Raw genomic sequence first — 19,103 nt, forward strand, 5'->3', positions numbered from 1 at the left:
GCCAAAGGCGAAGACCGCCGAGTTCGCGTCTTTGATTTCGGATGCCTGCAAGGCGGGTGCCAGAGCAGCGAGAGTAGCTCAGATTCCCAGCTTGTCGAAGAATACGCGGTTGCGCATTTCGGCGTCCTTGCGAATTTTGTCCCAGCTTAGGACCTCGATGTAGAGCCGTATATTCCCGCGCCATTGGAACCAGCCCAGGCCATCGGGCATCGGGACAAACTCTTTTTCATCGCGCAGCCAGTCTTCGACCTTCTTGGTCAGGTCCAGCACGACGTAGCCGTAAAAGGGCGTCGTGTCGGAGACCTTGATGTCACGACCTTTCGGCGTGGTGAATTTGCCGGCGCGGAACTTGTTAACGTAGCGCACGATCTGATCGACGGGGTCCTCGTCAGATGAGGGGTTAGCGAAATCCTGCCGGAGCGGGCGCTTGAACTCGAAAATGATGATCGGATTGCTCGGATCGTTCTCTCCGCGGAACGCGACCTTCCGGTTGAAAATCGAGACATCGGCGCGGTCAGACTGCGGCCCATCGATAGGGAGGTCGGAGGTAAGGTATTCCGTGAAGTTCAGGCGCTCATCCAAGATCCACAGATTGTGGTCCTTGTAGTCCAGCTGCAGGCTGTCCTTGCGCCGCGGGATAATGATGTCGTGGACCTCGCCCTCCGATCGGTAGTGGCCGTCGGCGTCGACCTCAAGCGACTTTTCGAACAGGTCCAACACGCATTTGCGCATCGAGACATAGTGGATGAGGTCGTTCTTACTGGTCTGGGAAATACTGCTCACGACCTTAGCGACTTGATCGCCAAGGCCTGAGATGTCGCCCTTCGCTAGGATCGAGGCGACCTCCGTGCGGGCTTTGATCTCCAGGTCATGCTTGCTCCGCTGCAGGTGCAGCTCGATGTCCAAGGGCGAGGGATGCATCGGCAGCGACGTAAAGTCCGCGTCCTTGGCGACGCTGGCATGCCAAGGCGCTTTTTCGGCGACGTAGTCCTCGATCCGCTTCAACTTCCGCTCACGTCGCGTCGTGATGTCCGCGCCCATCGCAACACGCGCGACCTCGGCGGCCGCCTGCTCGATCTGGGTCTGCGATACCCCGAGCAGCATGTCGGACTCCTTGCCGAACGAGAAGGCGCCCCGTTCAAGCGAGACGTTGTCGTCGAGATAGGCGCCGTAGACATAAGCTTTGACGATGTAGTTGCGGTCGCGCCCGTCGCTCTCCGGGAAGCTGGTGTCGAAGAACTCGTCCGCGAACTCCGGCACGTAGGTGTGGATCGGGACGTTGGTAACTTCGCGCCGGTGTGCGACCAGGCTGATTTTGCTCTTCTGGGTGCGGGGCGAATAGAATTTGAAAACGCGGACCCGAAAGTCGATCGGTGCCCCTGACGAGTCGAAGCTTAGATCCGCGCCAGCCACGTCCAACTCGACGATCTGGCCCTGGCCGGCGCTCACATAGTCGTTCAGCACGACCCGGTTCTCGCCGCCCGCCTCCTCGACGGTGATGGTAGGGCAGACCTTTTCGTCCACGAGATAGGGCAGCAACTTCTCGACCAGGACCCGAGCAATGATGTCGATGCTGCGGTCCGTCATCTTGACGTGGCGGGCACCCGAGATAGTCACCGTCGTTCCGGTCGCGCGTTGGTCGGTGGCCTCGACCTCCTCCCGCTCGATGATGGAGTTCTTCGTCCCCATGTCGAAGGTGCGCCGTCGGAACTGACCGCCCTCGCTGAAGACGCTGTCCACGGTCAGCCGGTCATAATATTTCAGGCAGGTGAAGCGGCCGAACCCCTTCCCGCCGAGGGCGAGTTTGTTGGCAGTATAGAGCGTGTCGAAGGCGTCTCGATTAACTTGGGTGAAACCTACTCCGTCGTCGGACACCGCAAAACCGTCGACTTCCGGCGTACCCGACTCGAACAGATCTGATTCTTGCGAGCGCAGCACGACGACGCGAATGTTCCCCGAAACTGCCGCATCTTCGGGAATTGCTTGGATCGCATTGACGATCAGCTCGATCACCGGCGTGTAGACCGTCGTCCCAGAGCGGATTGTGTCGACCGCGCGTCGGATGTCGATGTTGCTCATTCTGCTCCCCCGCCCAGCTCTTTGTGCTGGCACCGGGCTCGCCGGCGGTCTTGATGTTTTCTATACCACGACCCCGGGTATGGTCCCGCTTAAGCTGGAGCTAGACCGTGGACGCCAGACTGTTTCTGAAGGAGCGAACCCGCTTCATTCGATATTTCTACGACAACAGTGTCGCCCCGTTCGCCGAGATCAAGGCGGCGATCGAGGAAGAGCGGCCCCCATTCGACGCCCCCCCCTACGACGAGTCGGGCGAGCCAGCCTTTTTGTCGGAATGGGAGGATGCCCACGCGGCCATCGACCTCGCCGGTCTGACGTGCGTCTCGCTGCTCACCGACAGCCTAAAGCTCTACCTGGAAACCCTGAAAAGCCATGTCATTGGCTTCAAATTCAGCGGGACGCAGAAGCAGCTGAGAGGCATGTGGAAGCCAGGGTGGATAACTGTCTACAGGCGGGTCCTCGGTGAAATCCTAGGGACCGATTGGAGCGGCTGCCCCGTGGACTTTGGCGTGCTGGAGCAAGTGGTCCTGGCCCGCAACCGTGCGCAGCACGGAACGGACCTCACGTCCCTGAGGGTCACCCACGACACCAAGACCCTCGGCAAATTCCCTCGGCCGTTTTTTGCCAACAGCGCCGAAATCGATGCCCATGAGCCGCGTGATGGCTCCTGGGCGTACATCTTCAACCCTGCGGTCGAAGTACGCCGAGACACGTTGTTCGCCGCCATCGGCGAGGCCGAGGCGCTGGCCGACTGGATTGACGCCCAAGAGGATCGGGTCTGGGCTTGGCGCACCAGTAAGAAGTCGGCGCCGGAGGCCGACGCCTAGCCTGGGACGCCGACGTCTATTGCGACGTCCAGATAAGCTATCCGAGCAAGTCTCAGCCGCTCGCCTACGCCGCCATCCCTGCCTGCAGGCCTCGGATCTGGCCTTCCCGGAAGCGGACTCTTCCAACGTCCGAGAAGGGTCAGCAGACGGCCATAGTCGGTCATCGCAAGGCAGGCGTGGGCGTGGGGCCCAGCCCAAAGGCCTGGCCGATCGTGAACGGCGCGGACCATTCCGCGTCGCCAGAAGCTCGACGAAGTGGTCCAGCAACTCCAGCGGGGAGAAGCTGTGTCGCGCCTTCAGGCGCCCCTCCAACTACGCGCAAGGGAAGCTCTTGAACCGCTTGCGATCTACCCGCGCGACCTCCAGTCACAGAGCTCCGGACAGTATGTCAGCGTAGACGATTCCGGCCTGCAATCGACCGCGCTTCCGTGCGACGCGCCAATAACCCAGCAGCATAGTAGGGTGTAGTAGGGCTGTAGTAGGTCGGACCTTTGTAATCTATGAGCTTTTTGCCACTCCCGTAGTATGCCCTGTAGTGAGGTCGATTTGCGGCGCTTCCATATATAGTCAGGATTTCAAGCGCTTAGTGCCACATGACCATGTGCGTATGGTGTATGAGCTAGTTAAGGGCAGCAATCTGGCGCTTTTGCTGACAGTCGCACAGGCCCTCCTGTGGGTCCCAACCCTCGTCGATGGCTTGTCCATCGACATCGCCGCAGAGCAAGTATGCGTTAGTATGCGTTGGTATGCGTTAGGCTGCAAAAGTATGCGTTTGTATGCAAAAGACGCAGGTCCTTAGTATGCAAAAGTATGCGTTTGTATGCGTTAGGCTGCAAACTCAGCCCGATAGCGCCCTGCACAGTCCACGATCGCTTGATTAGGTGGCGAGGGGTAGCTTGGGGGTCATTGGCAAGGGCTTTCTCGCCCACCCGCGCCGTCGCAACTCCCGTCCCCGCACCGAGCTTCCCTTTGCGCCCGACCCTGCTAATCCACGCCACGGACTCTCGCTCGTCAGCGTCGCGACTGTGCTTGGCAACTGGCCCTCGGCGGTAGCGGAGCCGATCGCGTAGCGCGCCTCCCACAAGGCGCCGTAGCAAGCGGGCGGCGCAGCGGCGGCCCTGTCGAGCGTATCATTCCCAACATAGACGTACCAATTCAGGGCGTCTTTGTACCCGATGCGGTCGGTTTGTGGAGACTGCGCCAGGGGCTGATCAGCGCGCGTCCCGGTGTATGATCCACGATGAACCGATGTGTGATCCACGATGCAGTTTCGTTGAATTCATTAGGAAAAATTACGACCTCGAGGGATCTGGCGTGACCTCTGTCGGCAAACGATGCGGGACCTAAGATACAGCGATGTGTGATCCACGATGCACCGATGTGTGATCCACGATGATCCTTCATTGAAATCATTGGGTAAAATCACGAGCTATGATCGCGATGTGTGATCCACGATGCACCGATGTGTGATCCACGATGCAGTTTCATTGAATTCATTAGGAAAAATTACGACCTCGTGAGACCTGGCGCGACCTCTGTCGGCACGCGATGCGCGACCTAAGATACAGCGATGTGTGATCCACGATGATCCTTCATTGAAATCATTGGGTAAAATCGCGAGCTATGATCGCGATGTGTGATCCACGATGCCCCGATGTGTGATCCACGATGATCCTGCATTGAAATCATTGAGTTAAAATTGCGGGCTGTGACCGCGATGTGTGATCCACGACGCTAGAATCTCTGCACGTGGGGCGCGGGCGCAATCCTAGCCGCGTGACACCAATCATCCCCACTTCCCGGTATATCGAGTAAACAGAATAAACAGTTTTAGACTTATTTTTTCATCGCGCGCGTCGCTGGCAATAATGGACCGCTATCGCACCCAAGCTTGAAATCCGTTCGCGCAAATGTCACCGCAAGTGACTTGGATTTTTTCGTAGTGAACTGTCGATTAAGCTTTCTTTAGGGAACAGTACCCAAAATGTTCCTCAAGTTAGCCCACGAAAGGGCGATTTTTATATATTTCGGACAGTCACATGAGTTTGGGCCCCACGACCGAAATCCGATTTAGGGAAGCCTTCTCGGCTGGGGCATTGATCACCGCAAAGGCCGCAGCGAGCCTGCTCGGTGTCGATGTGGACACGCTCAGCGAGATGACTGCGCAGGGCAAGATCCGCGCCGTGCCGCGAGGAAGAAGGCGCAGCTACTCCGAAGCGAGCTTGCGCTCGTTCGTGGAGGGCGCCGAGCAAGTCTGGGAATTTAAACCAAAGGGAAAGGCGCCTGCAGTGCGACGCGCGCGGCCAACGCCATTCTCTGAGAGACCTGGGCGCAATCCGCCCCGTGCCGGCGCATGACTGTCTATCTGAGAGGTACGTCGCGGTTCTGGGCGTATGACTTTGTCTACAAAGGCCGGCGCTACACCGGCTCCACCGGTGTGGAGACCCGCCGAAAGGCAGAAGAGGTCGAGCGCAAAGTCCGAGGCGATGCGGCGCTCGGTCTTTATGACGACCAAGCCAGAATGACTCTGGATGATGCTGCGGGCCGGTGGTGGGCGGAGGTCGGTCAAGAATTAGGGTCGGCTGTTGACGTCGAACGCCGGCTAGAAATTCTCTTGCGGTTGATCGGCAAGGATACCCGCCTCGTCGACATCACGACGCGCACCGTCGCCAAGGCCGTCGAGCGCCGCCGCCGCGAGACCTATACAAAGGCGCCCGACAAGCCGGGCAAACCGGCGAAACGCTACGCTTTGGCCAACGCCACCGTAAACGCCGACATCATCATGTCACTGCGGAGGATACTGCGCCGCGCAAAAACGGTGTGGGAAGTCAAACCGCTCGCCGAGATTGACTGGCGCGCCCTAACCCTGCCAGAGCCGGAACCGGAAGTGCGCCTCTATTCCGCAGAACAGTGCGCGGCCTGGTTGGAGCAATGCGACGCGCCTGCTCGGCTCGCCCTGCACATGCTGCTGACCTATGGCCTGCGACTCGGAGAGCTTTTCTTCAAGCTCGATGCGTTCATTCCGGAAGGCCCCCGCCTCGTGTTGAACAAGCGGAAGAAGGGCGCGCATCTGCTGCCCCTCCGCGTCGATGATGGCAGCCAGATTGCCGCCCGCGCCTCTCGCGCTGCAACCGCGAAGTTCGACACGATCTGGTTCGACGAGGTTAGGCACCCATCGCGCGGAATGCGGCCGGGAAAGATCGAGTTGCGCGCCCTGACCTACTACGGCCTTCAAGCCCGCCTTCGCGGCGCAGCCAAGCGCGCAGGGATAAAGCTTCCGCGTCTGATCCACGGTGCCAGGCACCACGCAGGAACGACCATGCTGAGCAAGAGCGGCAATCTCCGCCTCACCCAGCAACTGCTGGGTCACGCCGACATCAAATCCACGATGCGTTACGCCCACGCACTGGAAACGGATCTGAGAGCCGCGCTGGAGACGTCAATACCGCTAGAAAAATTTGTCAAATAAGCGCCGAGAGGGCCGAAATGAGATTCAAAGGTCGAGAATTCGCAGGCTATTTGGCGCTGATCTGGCTGCGCACCGGCCCCGCCCCAAGGCCTATGCCATTTGCGCTGGATGAGCGCGACGAGGAGGCCGCCATGGACGCCGCCTATGAAAGTATTATAAGAAACAAATCCCACTATACAGCTGCCGGCCTTGAGGTTCGCACTGAGGTTTGGGCCCTTCATATGATCGATGAAATAGCAAGTACCGGACATCCAGAGCAATTTGTCGGAGCCTGGTGTCTCAGTCGAGATGGAAATTCGATGCGAGTACATTCGAGTCTCGAATACATTGATCCTAAAAATCTCTGGAAAACATAAAAACACAATCGCGGCGTCGAACAACGAAGCGCAACTTCGACGCCGTTGCCTTGCGCACGTGAACCGGTATGACCATCAAGCTTCCACTTTGGCTTCTACGCCGCCTAGTCAAACGACATCCTTGGCTTCTGTCGAAGAGCGGCACGGTCTCGCGGCCGCTGGTCTTCGGGATTTTGTTCTGGGAACTGACGATCGATACGGCTTGGGCGCTTTCAGACGATGAACGCGAGCGCCTTATTCTAGAGCGGGATGCCGGTATGCTTTAAGCGCCTATGGGGGACGCTCGTTCTGACGACTCTACCCGGCGATTTGCCTTAGAGGTCAGTCAGCCAATCATTCAGGGCGTCGCACGCCGCCTCCGCCAAATAGGCCGATATTTGGATGCCTAAGACGACACGCGCCAGTTCAACGTGCGGGACGCGTGCGGGACTATTCCGCAATATTCCCGCAGCGCCTCGACCAAACACGGAATTTTCTAGTATTTACAGCATTATACGGCTCACTTGCTTCGCTTTCCTAAAGCGAAGGTCAGGGGTTCGAGTCCCTTCCGGGCCGCCAAAATATTTAATTAAATCAATGACTTATTCAGAATTTGGTCAGCTTTCTTGGCGGCGAAAATCAGAACAAACCCGGTCGTGCGGGGGTGGGACCCAATTCCCCGCAATAGTCCCGCATACTGTTCTGCGTGCGTTCTTGGGTTTTGCTGGGCGGGCAGCGCTATGTGGTTCATGCGATGGCGCCTCTAGGCTTCGGTCAGGAGAAGGGGTCTGGGTGCAGGCTGGCCGAGCCGCCCTGCCCATGGCCTCCAATATCACCTCGCCATTGTCCGATTAGCTCCGCGGCGTCCCGCCTTGGTGAGCGACCAAACAGCCGGGCGTATTCGCGACTGAACTGTGATGGACTTTCATAGCCAACACGATCAGACGCCTCAGCGGCTCCCAACGCCTCGCTCACCATCAATCGTCGCGCCTGGATAAGGCGGATTGTCTTGTGGAATTGCAGTGGGGTCATGCTGGTCACCGCCTTGAACCGCCGGTGGAAGGCCGAGACGCTCATGGCCGCCAGACGCGCCAGATCTTCAATCGGCGCGGGCTGATCGAAGTGTTCACGCATCCATCGGACGGCCGCGTGAATGCCAGAAAGCGCCGCGCCGGGCGTGGCTATGTCGCGCAGCAACCAGCCCTGCGGCCCCTGGAGCACGCGATAGAGGACTTCACGCTCATAAGCAGGCGCGAGGATGGGAATGTCTTCCGGCCGCTCCGTCAGCCGCATCAGCCGAACCCAGGCGTCGAGTAGTTCCGGCGTCGTCGCCGCCACGGAAAAGCCGGCTCCCTCGCCGGCCAGGAGCGGCGCCTGTTCCAGAAGCGACGCGATCACAGCGCGATCCAGCGTCAGGCTGACGGCGAGATAAGGCTCTCCAGTCGGCTCGGCGTGGACCGTCCCTATCGCCGGCAGATCGACCGACATCACGAAATAGGTCGCCGGATCATAGCGCAGCGTCTTGCCGCCAATGGTCATGGATTTCGATCCTCGCAGGATCAGATTGATCATCGGCTCGTAGACTGCGGCCAGTTCGTGCTCGGGGATGACCCCCTGCGCCATCGCCAATCGCGGTATCCCGGTCTCGGTCCGCCGGTTCTCGGCGCGGGCCGCGAGACGCCGCAACTCGTCCAAGGACTTTTCCATGCGAACTGCTTGCGCGGCCGTTTTGCCCCGCGCAAGCACAAAGCAGGATCAGGCAAGGATCAGGCAGGATCTCCCAGCGCCGAAAGAGCCCCGCCGGCCTATCTCCCGCGCCTCAATCAGCGCGGAGAGCGGACATGTCAGTCGTCATCATCACCGGTGCGAGCCGGGGCCTGGGTCGGAGCGCGGCCCTGCAGTGCGCCCGGCGCGGCATGGGTGTGATCGTCACCTACAACAGCCATCCCAAGGGCGCCGAGGAGGTCGTCGCCGGCATCGAGGCGATGGGCGGCAAGGCCAAGGCCCTGGCGCTTGATGTCGCCCAGGTCTCGAGCTTTACGGCGTTTCGCGACGCCGTCAGCCAGACGCTTGAGGCCCATTGGGCGCGCGACCGCTTCGACTTCCTGGTCAACAACGCCGGCCATGGCCTCTTCGAGCCGATCGCCAGCGTCACCGAAGCCCAGTTCGACGGGCTCCTGAACGTCCACCTGAAAGGGCCGTTCTTCCTCACCCAGGCCCTGCTCCCGCTGATGGCCGACGGCGGAGCCATCGTGAATATCACCAGCGCCACCACTCGGGTCGCCACGGCGGGCGTCGCCCCCTACGCGGCGTTCAAGGGCGGGCTCGAGGTCCTGACGCGCTACATGGCCAAGGAGTTTGGCGATCGGCGCATCCGCGCCAACGCCATCGCGCCGGGGGCGATCCGCACCGACCTCGGTGGAGGCCTTAACGCCGAATTCGAGACGCTGCTTGCGGGGCAGACCGCCTTGGGCCGCGTCGGCGAGCCGGACGACGTCGGTCGGGTGGTGGCGATGTTGCTGTCCGATGAGAGCGCTTGGATCAACGCCCAGTCGATCGAGGTGGCTGGCGGCTACCTGATCTGACGCGAACCTGGGGCGCGATCTAGCCAAGCCCTCGCGGCGCGGCAGTCGCATCGTGCGTCGGAGCGAGGCAGACGTCGTGCCTGCCCCCAAACCAAGCTTGGAGACTGACATGACTGACGAGATCGCCGTTCGCGAGGTTATGGCTCGCTACGTCCGCGCCGCCGACCAGAGAAACGGAGCCGCGATGGCGGCGCTGTTCGTCGAGGGTGCCACTGTCGAGATCCACTATGACAAGGGCGGCGCGGACCAGTTGCTGGGCGTCCTGGATGGCCGCGAGGCGATCGCCAACGCGGTCAGCGCGATGATGCGTCCCCATCCTCCGCGCGGCTGGAGCCACCACACGACGCACGACGCCTTGGTCTCGATCGACGGCGATGTCGCCGAACTCGACACCCAGTTCGTCGTGTTCAACGTCTTGGGCGCGGAGGAGCCGGCCGGCGGATGGCCCGCCACGGCGTCTGGAGCCCAGGGCGCCATCACCCCGATCGAGTCTGGCTACTACCGGCCCACGCTCCAAAAGCGCGACGGCGCGTGGCTGATCCAGACGCACAGGATCTATCACGACTTGCCGATGGCCTTTCCCCGCCAAGCCGACTGAACTGCCTTGGCGTCGCGCCCGAACGTACCCACGACGAAGCGTTTGCGCCCCCCTTGCTCCGAAGAACGCTCGGGCGGTCGGCGAGCCGATAGCCGACACACTCGTGACCTTCGCCTCCATTGGCAAGACGACGCCTTGGCCGAAGCAAGGCGGCAGTCTGCTGGAGCTCGCCGAACAGGCTGGGCTCGAGCCCGCCTCCGGTTGTCGAATAGAGGTCTGCGGCGCGTGCCGGACCGCGGTGCTGTCGGGCGGCGTCGCCTACGAGGTCCCGCCGACAGCCGAACACGCGCCGGATGAAGCGCTCCTGTGCTGCGCCAGGCCCACGACCGATCTCGTTCTCGACCTCTAGCGATCAAGGCTTCCCATGACCAAGCCCACCCCGGCCGAGGCCATCGAAATCACCCGCTTCCATCTCGCCGAGGGGCTGACGATCAGTGATTTCATCCGCGCCAACGCCGACGTCGATCCCTGGCTCTCACGCCAACCCGGCTTCGTGTCGCGGCGTATCGCCCAGGACGCGGACGGCGAGGTCATCGACATGCTGGTCTGGGAGAGCGCCGCGCAAGGCCGGGCCGCCGCCCATCGGCTGATGTCCGAACTCGCCGACTCGCCCGTTCACGACGCCATCGACCAAGGGACCGTTTCTTGGACGGTCGCGCCGGTGTTCCACCGCCTGGACGCCGAGACCGCTCAGGCTGGATGACGGGGCCGAAGGCGGCGTTCAGCCAAAAGCGGGCGGCCCGGCTTCAAGCCCGCTGAGGAAGCAAGGCGCAGGGTCTGGAGACGCGACAGGTTGCTGCGCGCCGACATCTCCAAGGAAGAAGACATGAGCGATCCCCAAACCCTCTCGCGCCAAGGCGCGGCCCTCGCCGTCGTCGTCGCCGCGCTGCTGGGCGCCCAGCCCGGCGCAGCGGCCGCCCAGACGCCCTACGCCAACATCAACAAGGCCGCCGCGGCAGCCGACATCACCCTCAAGCCGCTGCGCGGCGGGGTCTATCTCGTCGAGGGATCCGGGGGGAACATGGCCGCGATCGGCGGTCCCGAGGGCCTGCTGCTGGTCGACGACGGCATCGCGCTTTCGAAGGCCAAGATGCGCACCGCGCTCAAGCGCGTGGGCAAAGGCCCGCTGCGCTATGCGATCAACACCCATTGGCATTGGGATCACACCGACGGCAACGGCTGGGCGCGCCAGGACGGCGCGGTCGTGGTGGCCCACGCCAACACCGCCCGCCACCTGGAGGAGACCATCCGCGTCGAGGAATGGGGTCACACCTTCACCCCGGTCGCGGCCGGCGCGCGCGCCGACATGCGCATCACCGCTTCGACGACGATCGCTTTCGCCGGCGACCAGCTTGTCCTTCGCCCGTACGCCCCGTCCCACACCGATGGCGACCTGTCGGTCTATTTCCAAGGCGCCGACGTCCTGATGACGGGCGACACCTGGTGGAACGGCCTCTATCCGTTCATCGACTATGTCGCCGGCGGCGGCATCGACGGGATGATCGCGGCCGCCGACGCCAGCATCGCTCAGGCCGGGGCGCGCACGATCGTCGTTCCAGGCCATGGCCCCGTGGGCGGGCGCGAAGACCTGGTCGCCTATCGCACGATGCTCGCGACCATCCGCGACAACGTCGCCCGGCTCAAGGGCCAAGGCCTGACGGTCGATCAGGTGATCGCCGCCCGTCCGACCGCCGCCTTCGACGACGTATGGGGCAAGGCGATCATCAGCCCCGAACTCTTCACGCGCCTCGTCTATCGCGGCGTGTAACCGGATCCGAAGCCCAATTCCCCCAGACGGTCGTCGCCCCCACCCCTAGCGGCGAGACGTCCAGGGCTTCGGTAGGCTCGTCGCCCCCTCCCCCCGACGGGGCGACGAGCCGATCACGCGCCGTAATCCCCCAACGAGTGACGCATGGCTTCAAGCGTGGCGATCATGGCCCGCATGGCCGCGGGATTGTATTCGCTCTGTCCCTCCACGCCGTGCCGGAGCTCCACGGCCCGCCCGTCGCCCAAATCCATGTGAAACATGTTCACGGTCACGAACCGCTGACCAGCAGGGGCGCCGTCCGGAGCTAGCTCGCGCGCGCCGGCCTCCGTGTCGACATCGCCAAGCTGCGCGAATTGGCCATTGAGCAGCGCCTTGAGCGCGGGGTCCAGGCTTCCGCCGGAAGGTCCCAGCACCTTCAACGAAAAGCCGTTGGCGGTGTCCGCGCCGAACAGGCTCGTTGGGCTTTGCAGCGACGCCATCTTGGACGGCGCGGTGGGATCCGTGGGCGAAGGCGAAGCGGGCGGCGCTGCCCCCTTTCGCGCCAGGGCCGCGATGGACTGCCCGACCGTCAGACCCATGATGCTCATGATGGAACGCTCCTCAGTCTGTAACTGCAGAAGCCATCGCAACAAGCGGGCCACGGATCAGACGTACAAGGCGCGACCTGCCCGTTCCCAAAACCATCACGCGGGCGGCGGGATCTGCCTACGCCGCCCTCCAACCTGCCCAGCGGCGCGTCGTGCCGATCACCTGGGCAAGCGTTCAAATCCCGCCAGGACTTCCGCCAAGGCGGCGGGGGCGGACAGAAACGGCGAGTGGTCCGCGTCGAGCATGGCGCGTCCTGTCAAAGTCAGACGCGCGCACATCGCCGCCTGGGTCTCTAGCGGGATCGTCTCGTCGCGGGCGCATTGGACATAGAAGCGGGCGACCTTGGCCGGCGGATCGCGCGTCAACGGATCGACCGCTGGCCCAAGCGCCTGCCAGGTCGCGCAATGGTCCGCCGCCCAGGCGGCCAAGTCGGCGGGACAGCGCGTGTAGAAGGCCGCGAGACGATCCTCCCGGCTCAGCGCCGCCACGCCTTTTTCGGCGTCGATGATCATCCTGGGAACCGCGCGACCCGCCGGGCCGAGGTCGAGCGCCTGAAGATGCGTCTCGCCGCCGAGCGGCGCGCTGGCGGCGACGTAGACGAGCGCTTCGACGCCCTGAGGGCGCATCGCCGCGGCGGCGGTGATCGCCGCGCCGGCGAGGGAATGGCCCACCAGCCAAACCGGATTTTCCCCCATGGCGGCCGTGATCGCTCGCGCGCAGTCGTCCAGGCCCACAGCGCCCAGCGCGTCCGGCGCTTCACCGACGCCAGGAAGGTCGATGGTCTCCACCACGTGCCCTTGGCGCTGGAGCAGCTCCCCGAGGCGCGACCAGCACCAAGCGCCGTGCCAGGCGCCGTGAACGAGGAGAAAGCGCGCCATGGATCAGGACTCCGAACAGGTGAGGACTTGGAGGTATGAAAACGGCTCCTCGCGCTCCCGGGCGACCGCCGCGAGGTCGGCGACCAGCGCCTTGGGGTTCAAGGCGACGTGTGCGGCCCGCAGACGGGTGGCGACCGCTAGGGCGATCGATGGTTCCTCCGACCAGACCGCCGCGCTCGGCCGGCCCGGCAGGGCGTTGGCGATGGCGATCGCTTCATCCAGATCGCCGTAGGGAATCACCGTCGCGACCGGCGCCCAGGGCTCGCTGTGGACGAGGGTCATTGTCGGCGAGACATTGGCCACCAAGGTCGGGCCCATCACGGCGCCTTGCCTCGGCGACGCGTCATCGCCACGCACGACGATTTCGGCGCCGGCGGCCGCCGCCTCGTCCAACAGCGATGCGGCGCGCATCCGCGCCGACTCGGAAATCAGCGGTCCGATCACCGTCCGAGCGTCTCGCGGATCGCCGACGGGCAGCGTCCTGGCCAAGCTGGACAAGGCCTCGACCAGTTCCGCCTGGCGATGTCGCGGCGCCAGCAGGCGGCTCGGATTGGACGGGCCTTGGCCGCTGGCCAAGAACAGGCGTGGCCCGAGCGCTGAGATCACCGCGCCCAGGTCAGCGTCCGGCAGCAGGATGCCCGTCGCGCGACCATGCAGGCCCAGGACGAGCGACTTGCCCGTCGCCGCGCGCGCGCGAGCCAAGTCGGCGGCCAGCTCGGCGGGGCCGGAGAAAGCCAGCCAATCGATCTCGGAATGCGCCGCCATCCCGAGGCAGGCGGCGTCGTCGGCGACCACGATGTTGAACACCCCGTCGGGAAGCCCCGCCTCGGCCAGCAGTTCGCCCAGCCACTGGCCGTCCAGCGGGCAGGCCGGCGGAAGCGCCAAAATCATGGAGCACCCCGCAAGCAGGCTCGGCAACAGCCAGGACACGGCGCTGGGCTGGGTTGCGTTCCAGGCCGTGATGGCCGCCACGATCCCGGCGGATTGTCGCTGATCGGCGCGCGGCCCGCCGACCGCCCTGCGCGCTTGGGCCAGGCGAGCTTCGCCAGCCTCCAAGACCTGAGCCATCAAGTCGCGCGCCGCCGTCACGGGGACAGCGGTCTGGCGGACGCTCAGCAGGACCAATTCATCGACCTGCGCGCGGTAGAGACTCCAGAAGCGCTCAAGGATCGCCAAGCGCGCTTGATGGGTCGCCCCCGACCAACTGCGCCGCTGAAGCGCCTGGCGCGCGGCCTGGACCGCCAGCTCGATGTCGGCCGGGCTGGCCAAGGGCGCCTGACCAAGCCAGGCGTCGTCGTAAGGAGACCGGACCTCAACGCGCAGGCGGCCGAGCGGCGTCTGTCGCCGGCCGTCAATGAAGTTACGCCGATAGGAGAGCATGTCGTTATGAGCTCTTTCGCGATCGCCACGCGGCCACGCAAGGCGCTCCGGACGGCTTGTCAAAGCCTGCGGCGCCGGCGGCGCGGCCGCCAGTTCAAGGGTGTGAAGCGGCGTGAAAGCGTCGGGCTTAGGCCACCGCTGACAGCATGTCGGCGGCCCTCCGGGCCAGGGGACCGTCGTGGTCGGGCATCTCGGACAGCAGCTGTCGCACACGCTCACGCCCCTCGCCACGCGCCTCCTCATGGGCGTCCCGGGTCAGCAGCACCGTGGCCGCCGCGAGTTCCAGGCTAAGCGCCGAACCCGCTCGCGCGGCCTCCAATGCTTGCAGCGCATAGCCGCGCCCGACCTCTTCGCCGTCGCCCGCCAGCACCTCGCTGGCGATCAGATAAAGCCTTGGCAGGTCGTAGTGCTGGCCGATCGCGCGGGCGTCCTCCAGCGCCGCGAGGATCCGCCGACGCGCCTTGGCTTGATCGCCCAGGGCGTGGAGCCCCCGGGCGAGGGTTCCGGAAAACGCTGGCGAGAGGATGCGGTGGGCTTCCCGATCCAGCCGCTCCAGCGCCTGACTGAGCCCTTCGACCCCTTCGGCGTATCGCCCGCGACCGATATCCAGCTCACCGGCCAAGGCCAGGCCCACGCCATGATAGGGGCCGATCCCGTGCCGCCCCGAATGCTCGACCAGGCGGGCCACCAGGCGCTCGGCCGTTTCCCAGTCCTCGTCCCATAGCGCGACCGTCGCGGTGTAGATCAGCGCGATGCACAGGCTGACCGGACGGCCTCCGCGCTCAGCTTCGGCCACGGCGGCCTCGCCCACCTCGATCGACCGCGCGCGCTCGCCGCGAAGCCAGAGCGCGCGGCACAGCACGATCATCGCGCGCACCTTGTGGTCGTAACCAAAAACATCCGCGCCGTCGGCGTCGGCCGCAGCCCAGTAGGCAAAGCCGCGGTCGATCGCCTCCTGGGCCAGACGTTGGTCCGAAACCAGGTGGAGCGATGTGCCAAGCATCCATTGAGCCAGCGCCGCCCCGCCCGGATCGCGCGCGGGGTCGCAGAGCTCGGCGCATTGGCGACCACAGTCGAGCGCCGCGGAGAACTCGCCGAGCCGCGTGAGAAAGATATGCTGGCCCGCGAGCAGCTGCACCTGGTCGGAGCGCGCCCCCAAGCGCTCGGCGAGCGCCAGGCCGCGCTCGATCGTCTCGCGAACGGCGTCGTGGTTGCCCCGACCGAACATGCGAGCGATGGCGACGGCTTCCAGCAGCCTCAGTTCCTCGCCCCCTCCGCGCCGCGCCTCGGCGAGCCTGTTCAGCGCCCGCACGCACCAGGACTCGCACTCCTCCAGCAGCGCGCGCGACAGCAGCAGAGGCGCCGCGCCAACGGCCAGGCTGGGGAAGAGGTCGTCCGGACGGGCCCCTTCGGCCCATCGTAGCGCCGCGAGCACATCGCCGATGGCGGGCGGCGCCGAAGGGGCCCGTCTTTGGAATAGCGAGGCTTCGGGTCCGCCTCCGTCGGCGAGGCGCGCGAGAACCTGCGTGGCGTGGCGCTCGGCGATGACCTCCGCCTCCCCGCTGCGCGTCAGCTTGGCAAGGGCGTAGGCCCGGGTCGTGTCGAGCAGACGGAACTGCACGGGACCTGCTCCCCCGTGGGAGGTCCAGATCAGCGACTTGTCGACCAGGCTGGTCAAGGCGTTGGCCACCTCGAGCGCGTCATCGCCCACGTCTCCGGCCAGGGCATGGGCGTCCTTCAAGGTGAAGGGCCCGGTGAATAGCGCAAGCCGCCGCAGCACCCGCCGGTCGCGGTCGCCCAGCAGATCATGGCTCCAGTCGAGCAGCGCCTGCAGCGTTTGGTGGCGCGGAGCGGCGTCGCGGCGTCCAGGCCATTGCAGGCCCAGGCTCTCGTCGAGCAGGTCGGCGACGCCTTTGAGGCCAAGGGCGCCGACGCGACTGGCGACGAGCTCGATCGCCAGCGCCAGGCCATCCAGGCGTCGGCAGATGTCCCCGGCCAGGCGCGTCTCCGCCGCCGTCCATGGACCCCGCCGCCCGCTGACCTCGGCGCGCTCGATAAAGAGCTGCACCGCGGAATAGCCGAGCGGCTCCCGCGCGGCGCCGGCGTCATCGGCGGGCGGGAAGGTCAGGGGTTCGAGCAGGTGGACGGTCTCCGCCTCCACGCGCAGAGCCTCGCGGCTGGTGACCAGGACGCAGTAGGCGTCGAGCCGGCGGGTGAGCCGATCGCAGAACGCCGCGACCGCTTCGACGAGATGTTCGCAACCGTCCAGGACCAGCAGCAGGCGATGGCTGGCCAAGGCGGTGAGCACCGCCGCCTCAAGTTCGCGGCCCGGGCCGTCCAGGCCCAAGGCGGCCGCGACCGCCTTGACCAGGCCGGCTTCGCCATCGGCCGCGCTGAGATCGACGAACACCGGCTCAATCCCCGCCCGCGCCTTCAAGGCCTGGGCGACCAGCGCCGCGACGGTGGTCTTGCCCAGACCGCCGGCGCCGACCAGGGAGATCAGGCTCCGCTCGTCCAGGGCCGCCACGAGGCGATCGACGACGTCTTCGCGGCCGATCACGCGCGCGGCGGGCAGCGGCAGGCGCGTGGAGAGATGCTGAGCTGGCGGCGGAAGGGCGGAAGGCGTGGCCTGTTCGGCTTCAAGGTTGAGCCAACGCACCGGCGCGACGAAACAATAGCCGCGCCCGACCACGTTCTCGATGTAGCGCGCGCCCTCTTCGCCATCGCGCAAGGTCTTGCGCAGGCCCGAGACCGCGACCCTGAGGTTGGATTCCTCGACCGTGAGGCCTGCCCAGGCGCGCTCGATTAATTGTCTATGGGTCAGCACCCGGCCATGCTCGCCAACCAGCGCGATCAGGACCTCGAGAGCGCGCGCGCCGACGGCTACGGGGACGCCCTGCCGCGTCAGCAATCGCTGCTCGGGAGCGAGCACATAGGGTCCGAATAGCGCCTGGCGTGCGCCGCCGGCCTCGCCCGTATCTATGGCGCGTGGATCTCCCAAACGGCCTGTCCCTCATAAGACGCCGATAGAACCGCGGCGGACGCAGCTGTCAGCGCCGCGCGGTCCGGCGACTTAACCACAGTCAGGTTTCGTGGGCTTGTCCGCAAGCGCGTTCGTTCAAGTCACCCCGCGGTTCTTGGCTCTCGCCGCCCGGCGTCTGCAAGCCCTGGAGGCGCCCGAAGATGACGCCGGCCTCGCTGCGGGCGAGGACAGCGCTCAGGTCCGCCCAGGTCTCCGAGCGGACCGCGCGGTAAGGCCGAACCCGTGCTGGGGGTGGCGGCCTCACGCGACCGCCTCCGCAGCGGGCCACGAGGCTTGGACGGCTCGGCGCTCGCCCCGGTGATCGCGGCGCCAGGCGGCCGGGGGGCAGCCGTAGTGCTTGCGAAAGGCGCGGGTCAGATGGGCTTGGTCGCATAGCCCGCAAGCGTAGGCGATCTGGGCCAGGCCTTCGTCGCTGCTCAGCATCATGTGCCGAGCCCGCTCCAGCCGCTGGCGCATGATGTAGTCCGAAGGCGTCAGGCCGAAGGTGAAGTTGAAACAGCGGCCAAGCTGGCTGGTGCTGATGCGGATCACGCTGGCCAGCTCGCCGACCTGGATGGTCCGTTCGATATTGGCCTCGATGAACTCGGCCAAGCGGCGCACTCGCCAGCCGGAGAGGCGCGCGCCCTTGGCGCGGGGCGGCGCGGTCTCGGGAGCAGCCAGCGCGACATCCAGTTCGCGATCGATGATCCGATGCGCCTGGCCCAGATAGGTGCGCGCCGCATGCCGGTCGCGGTCCAGCGACTTGAGCGCGTCGTCGATCAGGGCGCGGACCATATCGTGGCCAGGCGCGCCCCAGGTGGGCTGGTCTGTCAGGGCGATGCTGCGCATGGGAGCCTCCTTGTCGTGATGACAGGAGCATCGCCCCGGATCGCCCCGAGCGCGCGTTAAGCGCCGTGACCGGGCGTGAGGCGTCGCGAAAGCTTTCGCCGCCCCTCGCACAACATCGTTCGCCGGAAGGCTTCACAACGCTTCACATCGCCTGACTCGGGGCTCGGCAAGGACCGTGCGCAGATCGCAGGGCGAACGGCGTCAACGTCTCTCGCCCCTTCAACAGGTTGCAAAAGAGGCCGCCATGCGTCCCCCACTCCCCCCGTTCACCCCCGAGACCGCGCGGCAGAAGGTGCAGGCGGCCGAGAATGGCTGGAACAGCCGAGATCCCGCCGCCGTGGCCCAGGCCTACACGCCGGACAGCGTCTGGCGGAACCGCAGCGACTTCCTCACGGGCCGCGAGGCCATCGTCGCCTTCCTGACCCGCAAGTGGGAGAAGGAGCACGACTATCGGCTGATCAAGGAGCTGTGGGCCTTTACCGAGAACCGCATCGCCGTTCGCTTCGCCTATGAATGGCGCGACGCCACGGGCGCCTGGTTCCGCTCCTACGGCAACGAGAACTGGCAGTTCAACGCCGACGGCCTGATGGAATGGCGCCTGGCCAGCATCAATGACCTGCCAATCAGCGAGTCCGAACGCCTGTTCTTCTGGCCGCTCGGCGCGCGACCGGCCGATCACCCCTCGCTCTCCGACCTGGGTCTCTGATCCCCGCCATCCCCCAACCGAC

General features: G+C 64.9%; 18 protein-coding genes and 1 tRNA gene. 12 read left to right on the forward strand and 7 right to left on the reverse strand.

The features are described from left to right. Positions 1–78: 78 nt before the first annotated feature. Positions 79–2,079, reverse strand: coding sequence for an ATP-binding protein (locus ACQY9P_RS04730; protein ID WP_421736417.1), 2,001 nt, complete (start codon positions 2,077–2,079; stop codon positions 79–81). Positions 2,080–2,186: 107 nt separating this feature from the next. On the opposite strand from ACQY9P_RS04730, the gene ACQY9P_RS04735 reads away from it, so the two are divergent. The 6 genes from ACQY9P_RS04735 (at position 2,187) to ACQY9P_RS04760 (ending at position 7,286) form a co-directional block, all read left to right on the forward strand. Then, positions 2,187–2,903 carry a hypothetical protein gene (locus ACQY9P_RS04735; protein ID WP_421736416.1) on the forward strand — a complete coding sequence of 239 codons (717 nt, stop codon included), beginning with the start codon at positions 2,187–2,189 and terminating at the stop codon, positions 2,901–2,903. Between the two features lie 2,039 nt (positions 2,904–4,942). Continuing rightward, positions 4,943–5,260 (forward strand): helix-turn-helix domain-containing protein, encoded by a 318-nt coding sequence (locus tag ACQY9P_RS04740; RefSeq protein ID WP_421736415.1) that lies wholly within the window; start codon positions 4,943–4,945, stop codon positions 5,258–5,260. Further along, entirely contained in the window at positions 5,257–6,372 is a 1,116-nt protein-coding gene (locus tag ACQY9P_RS04745) for a tyrosine-type recombinase/integrase (protein ID WP_421736414.1), read from the forward strand. Before ACQY9P_RS04740 ends, ACQY9P_RS04745 begins: the two co-directional genes overlap by 4 nt. Before the next feature lie 17 nt (positions 6,373–6,389). Beyond that, positions 6,390–6,728 carry a hypothetical protein gene (locus ACQY9P_RS04750; protein ID WP_421736413.1) on the forward strand — a complete coding sequence of 113 codons (339 nt, stop codon included), beginning with the start codon at positions 6,390–6,392 and terminating at the stop codon, positions 6,726–6,728. A 68-nt stretch (positions 6,729–6,796) separates the two neighbouring features. Beyond that, positions 6,797–6,994, forward strand: coding sequence for a hypothetical protein (locus ACQY9P_RS04755; protein WP_421736412.1), 198 nt, complete (start codon positions 6,797–6,799; stop codon positions 6,992–6,994). Between the two features lie 220 nt (positions 6,995–7,214). Next, a tRNA-Arg gene (locus tag ACQY9P_RS04760) sits at positions 7,215–7,286 on the forward strand. Positions 7,287–7,481: 195 nt separating this feature from the next. On the opposite strand, the gene ACQY9P_RS04765 is transcribed toward ACQY9P_RS04760, so the two are convergent. Continuing rightward, complete coding sequence (locus ACQY9P_RS04765) at positions 7,482–8,402, reverse strand: AraC family transcriptional regulator N-terminal domain-containing protein (RefSeq protein WP_421736411.1); 921 nt, start codon at positions 8,400–8,402, stop codon at positions 7,482–7,484. 146 nt (positions 8,403–8,548) lie between these two features. Between ACQY9P_RS04765 and ACQY9P_RS04770 the strand changes: the two genes are divergently transcribed. The 5 genes from ACQY9P_RS04770 (at position 8,549) to ACQY9P_RS04790 (ending at position 11,658) form a co-directional block, all read left to right on the forward strand. Continuing rightward, positions 8,549–9,292 (forward strand): SDR family NAD(P)-dependent oxidoreductase, encoded by a 744-nt coding sequence (locus tag ACQY9P_RS04770; RefSeq protein WP_421736410.1) that lies wholly within the window; start codon positions 8,549–8,551, stop codon positions 9,290–9,292. A 109-nt stretch (positions 9,293–9,401) separates the two neighbouring features. Next, positions 9,402–9,890, forward strand: coding sequence for a nuclear transport factor 2 family protein (locus ACQY9P_RS04775; protein WP_421736409.1), 489 nt, complete (start codon positions 9,402–9,404; stop codon positions 9,888–9,890). 103 nt (positions 9,891–9,993) lie between these two features. Next, on the forward strand, positions 9,994–10,239 hold the full coding sequence (locus tag ACQY9P_RS04780) for a 2Fe-2S iron-sulfur cluster-binding protein (protein ID WP_421736408.1): 246 nt from the start codon (positions 9,994–9,996) through the stop codon (positions 10,237–10,239). A gap of 15 nt (positions 10,240–10,254) precedes the next feature. Continuing rightward, positions 10,255–10,593, forward strand: a complete 339-nt coding sequence (locus ACQY9P_RS04785; RefSeq protein ID WP_421736407.1) for a hypothetical protein — start codon at positions 10,255–10,257, stop codon at positions 10,591–10,593. Positions 10,594–10,716: 123 nt separating this feature from the next. Continuing rightward, on the forward strand, positions 10,717–11,658 hold the full coding sequence (locus ACQY9P_RS04790; protein WP_421736406.1) for an MBL fold metallo-hydrolase: 942 nt from the start codon (positions 10,717–10,719) through the stop codon (positions 11,656–11,658). Positions 11,659–11,771: 113 nt separating this feature from the next. Here ACQY9P_RS04790 and ACQY9P_RS04795 read toward each other — a convergent pair whose 3' ends face one another. The 5 genes from ACQY9P_RS04795 to ACQY9P_RS04815 all read right to left on the reverse strand — a co-directional run bounded on the left by ACQY9P_RS04795 (position 11,772) and on the right by ACQY9P_RS04815 (position 18,375). Beyond that, positions 11,772–12,245, reverse strand: a complete 474-nt coding sequence (locus ACQY9P_RS04795; RefSeq protein ID WP_421736405.1) for a hypothetical protein — start codon at positions 12,243–12,245, stop codon at positions 11,772–11,774. A 159-nt stretch (positions 12,246–12,404) separates the two neighbouring features. Then, positions 12,405–13,124 (reverse strand): alpha/beta fold hydrolase, encoded by a 720-nt coding sequence (locus ACQY9P_RS04800; protein ID WP_421736404.1) that lies wholly within the window; start codon positions 13,122–13,124, stop codon positions 12,405–12,407. Between the two features lie 3 nt (positions 13,125–13,127). Next, positions 13,128–14,747 carry an aldehyde dehydrogenase family protein gene (locus ACQY9P_RS04805; protein ID WP_428151229.1) on the reverse strand — a complete coding sequence of 540 codons (1,620 nt, stop codon included), beginning with the start codon at positions 14,745–14,747 and terminating at the stop codon, positions 13,128–13,130. After that, a complete protein-coding gene (locus tag ACQY9P_RS04810) occupies positions 14,632–17,415 on the reverse strand; it encodes an ATP-binding protein (RefSeq protein ID WP_421736402.1) in 2,784 nt (927 codons plus the stop codon). Before ACQY9P_RS04810 ends, ACQY9P_RS04805 begins: the two co-directional genes overlap by 116 nt. Positions 17,416–17,787: 372 nt before the next feature. Beyond that, positions 17,788–18,375 (reverse strand): helix-turn-helix domain-containing protein, encoded by a 588-nt coding sequence (locus ACQY9P_RS04815; protein WP_421736401.1) that lies wholly within the window; start codon positions 18,373–18,375, stop codon positions 17,788–17,790. Between the two features lie 244 nt (positions 18,376–18,619). On the opposite strand from ACQY9P_RS04815, the gene ACQY9P_RS04820 reads away from it, so the two are divergent. Continuing rightward, on the forward strand, positions 18,620–19,081 hold the full coding sequence (locus ACQY9P_RS04820) for a DUF1348 family protein (protein ID WP_421736400.1): 462 nt from the start codon (positions 18,620–18,622) through the stop codon (positions 19,079–19,081). Positions 19,082–19,103: the final 22 nt, after the last annotated feature.

It is taken from the genome of Caulobacter sp. (assembly GCF_965279145.1).
Classification (GTDB): Bacteria; Pseudomonadota; Alphaproteobacteria; order Caulobacterales; family Caulobacteraceae; genus Caulobacter.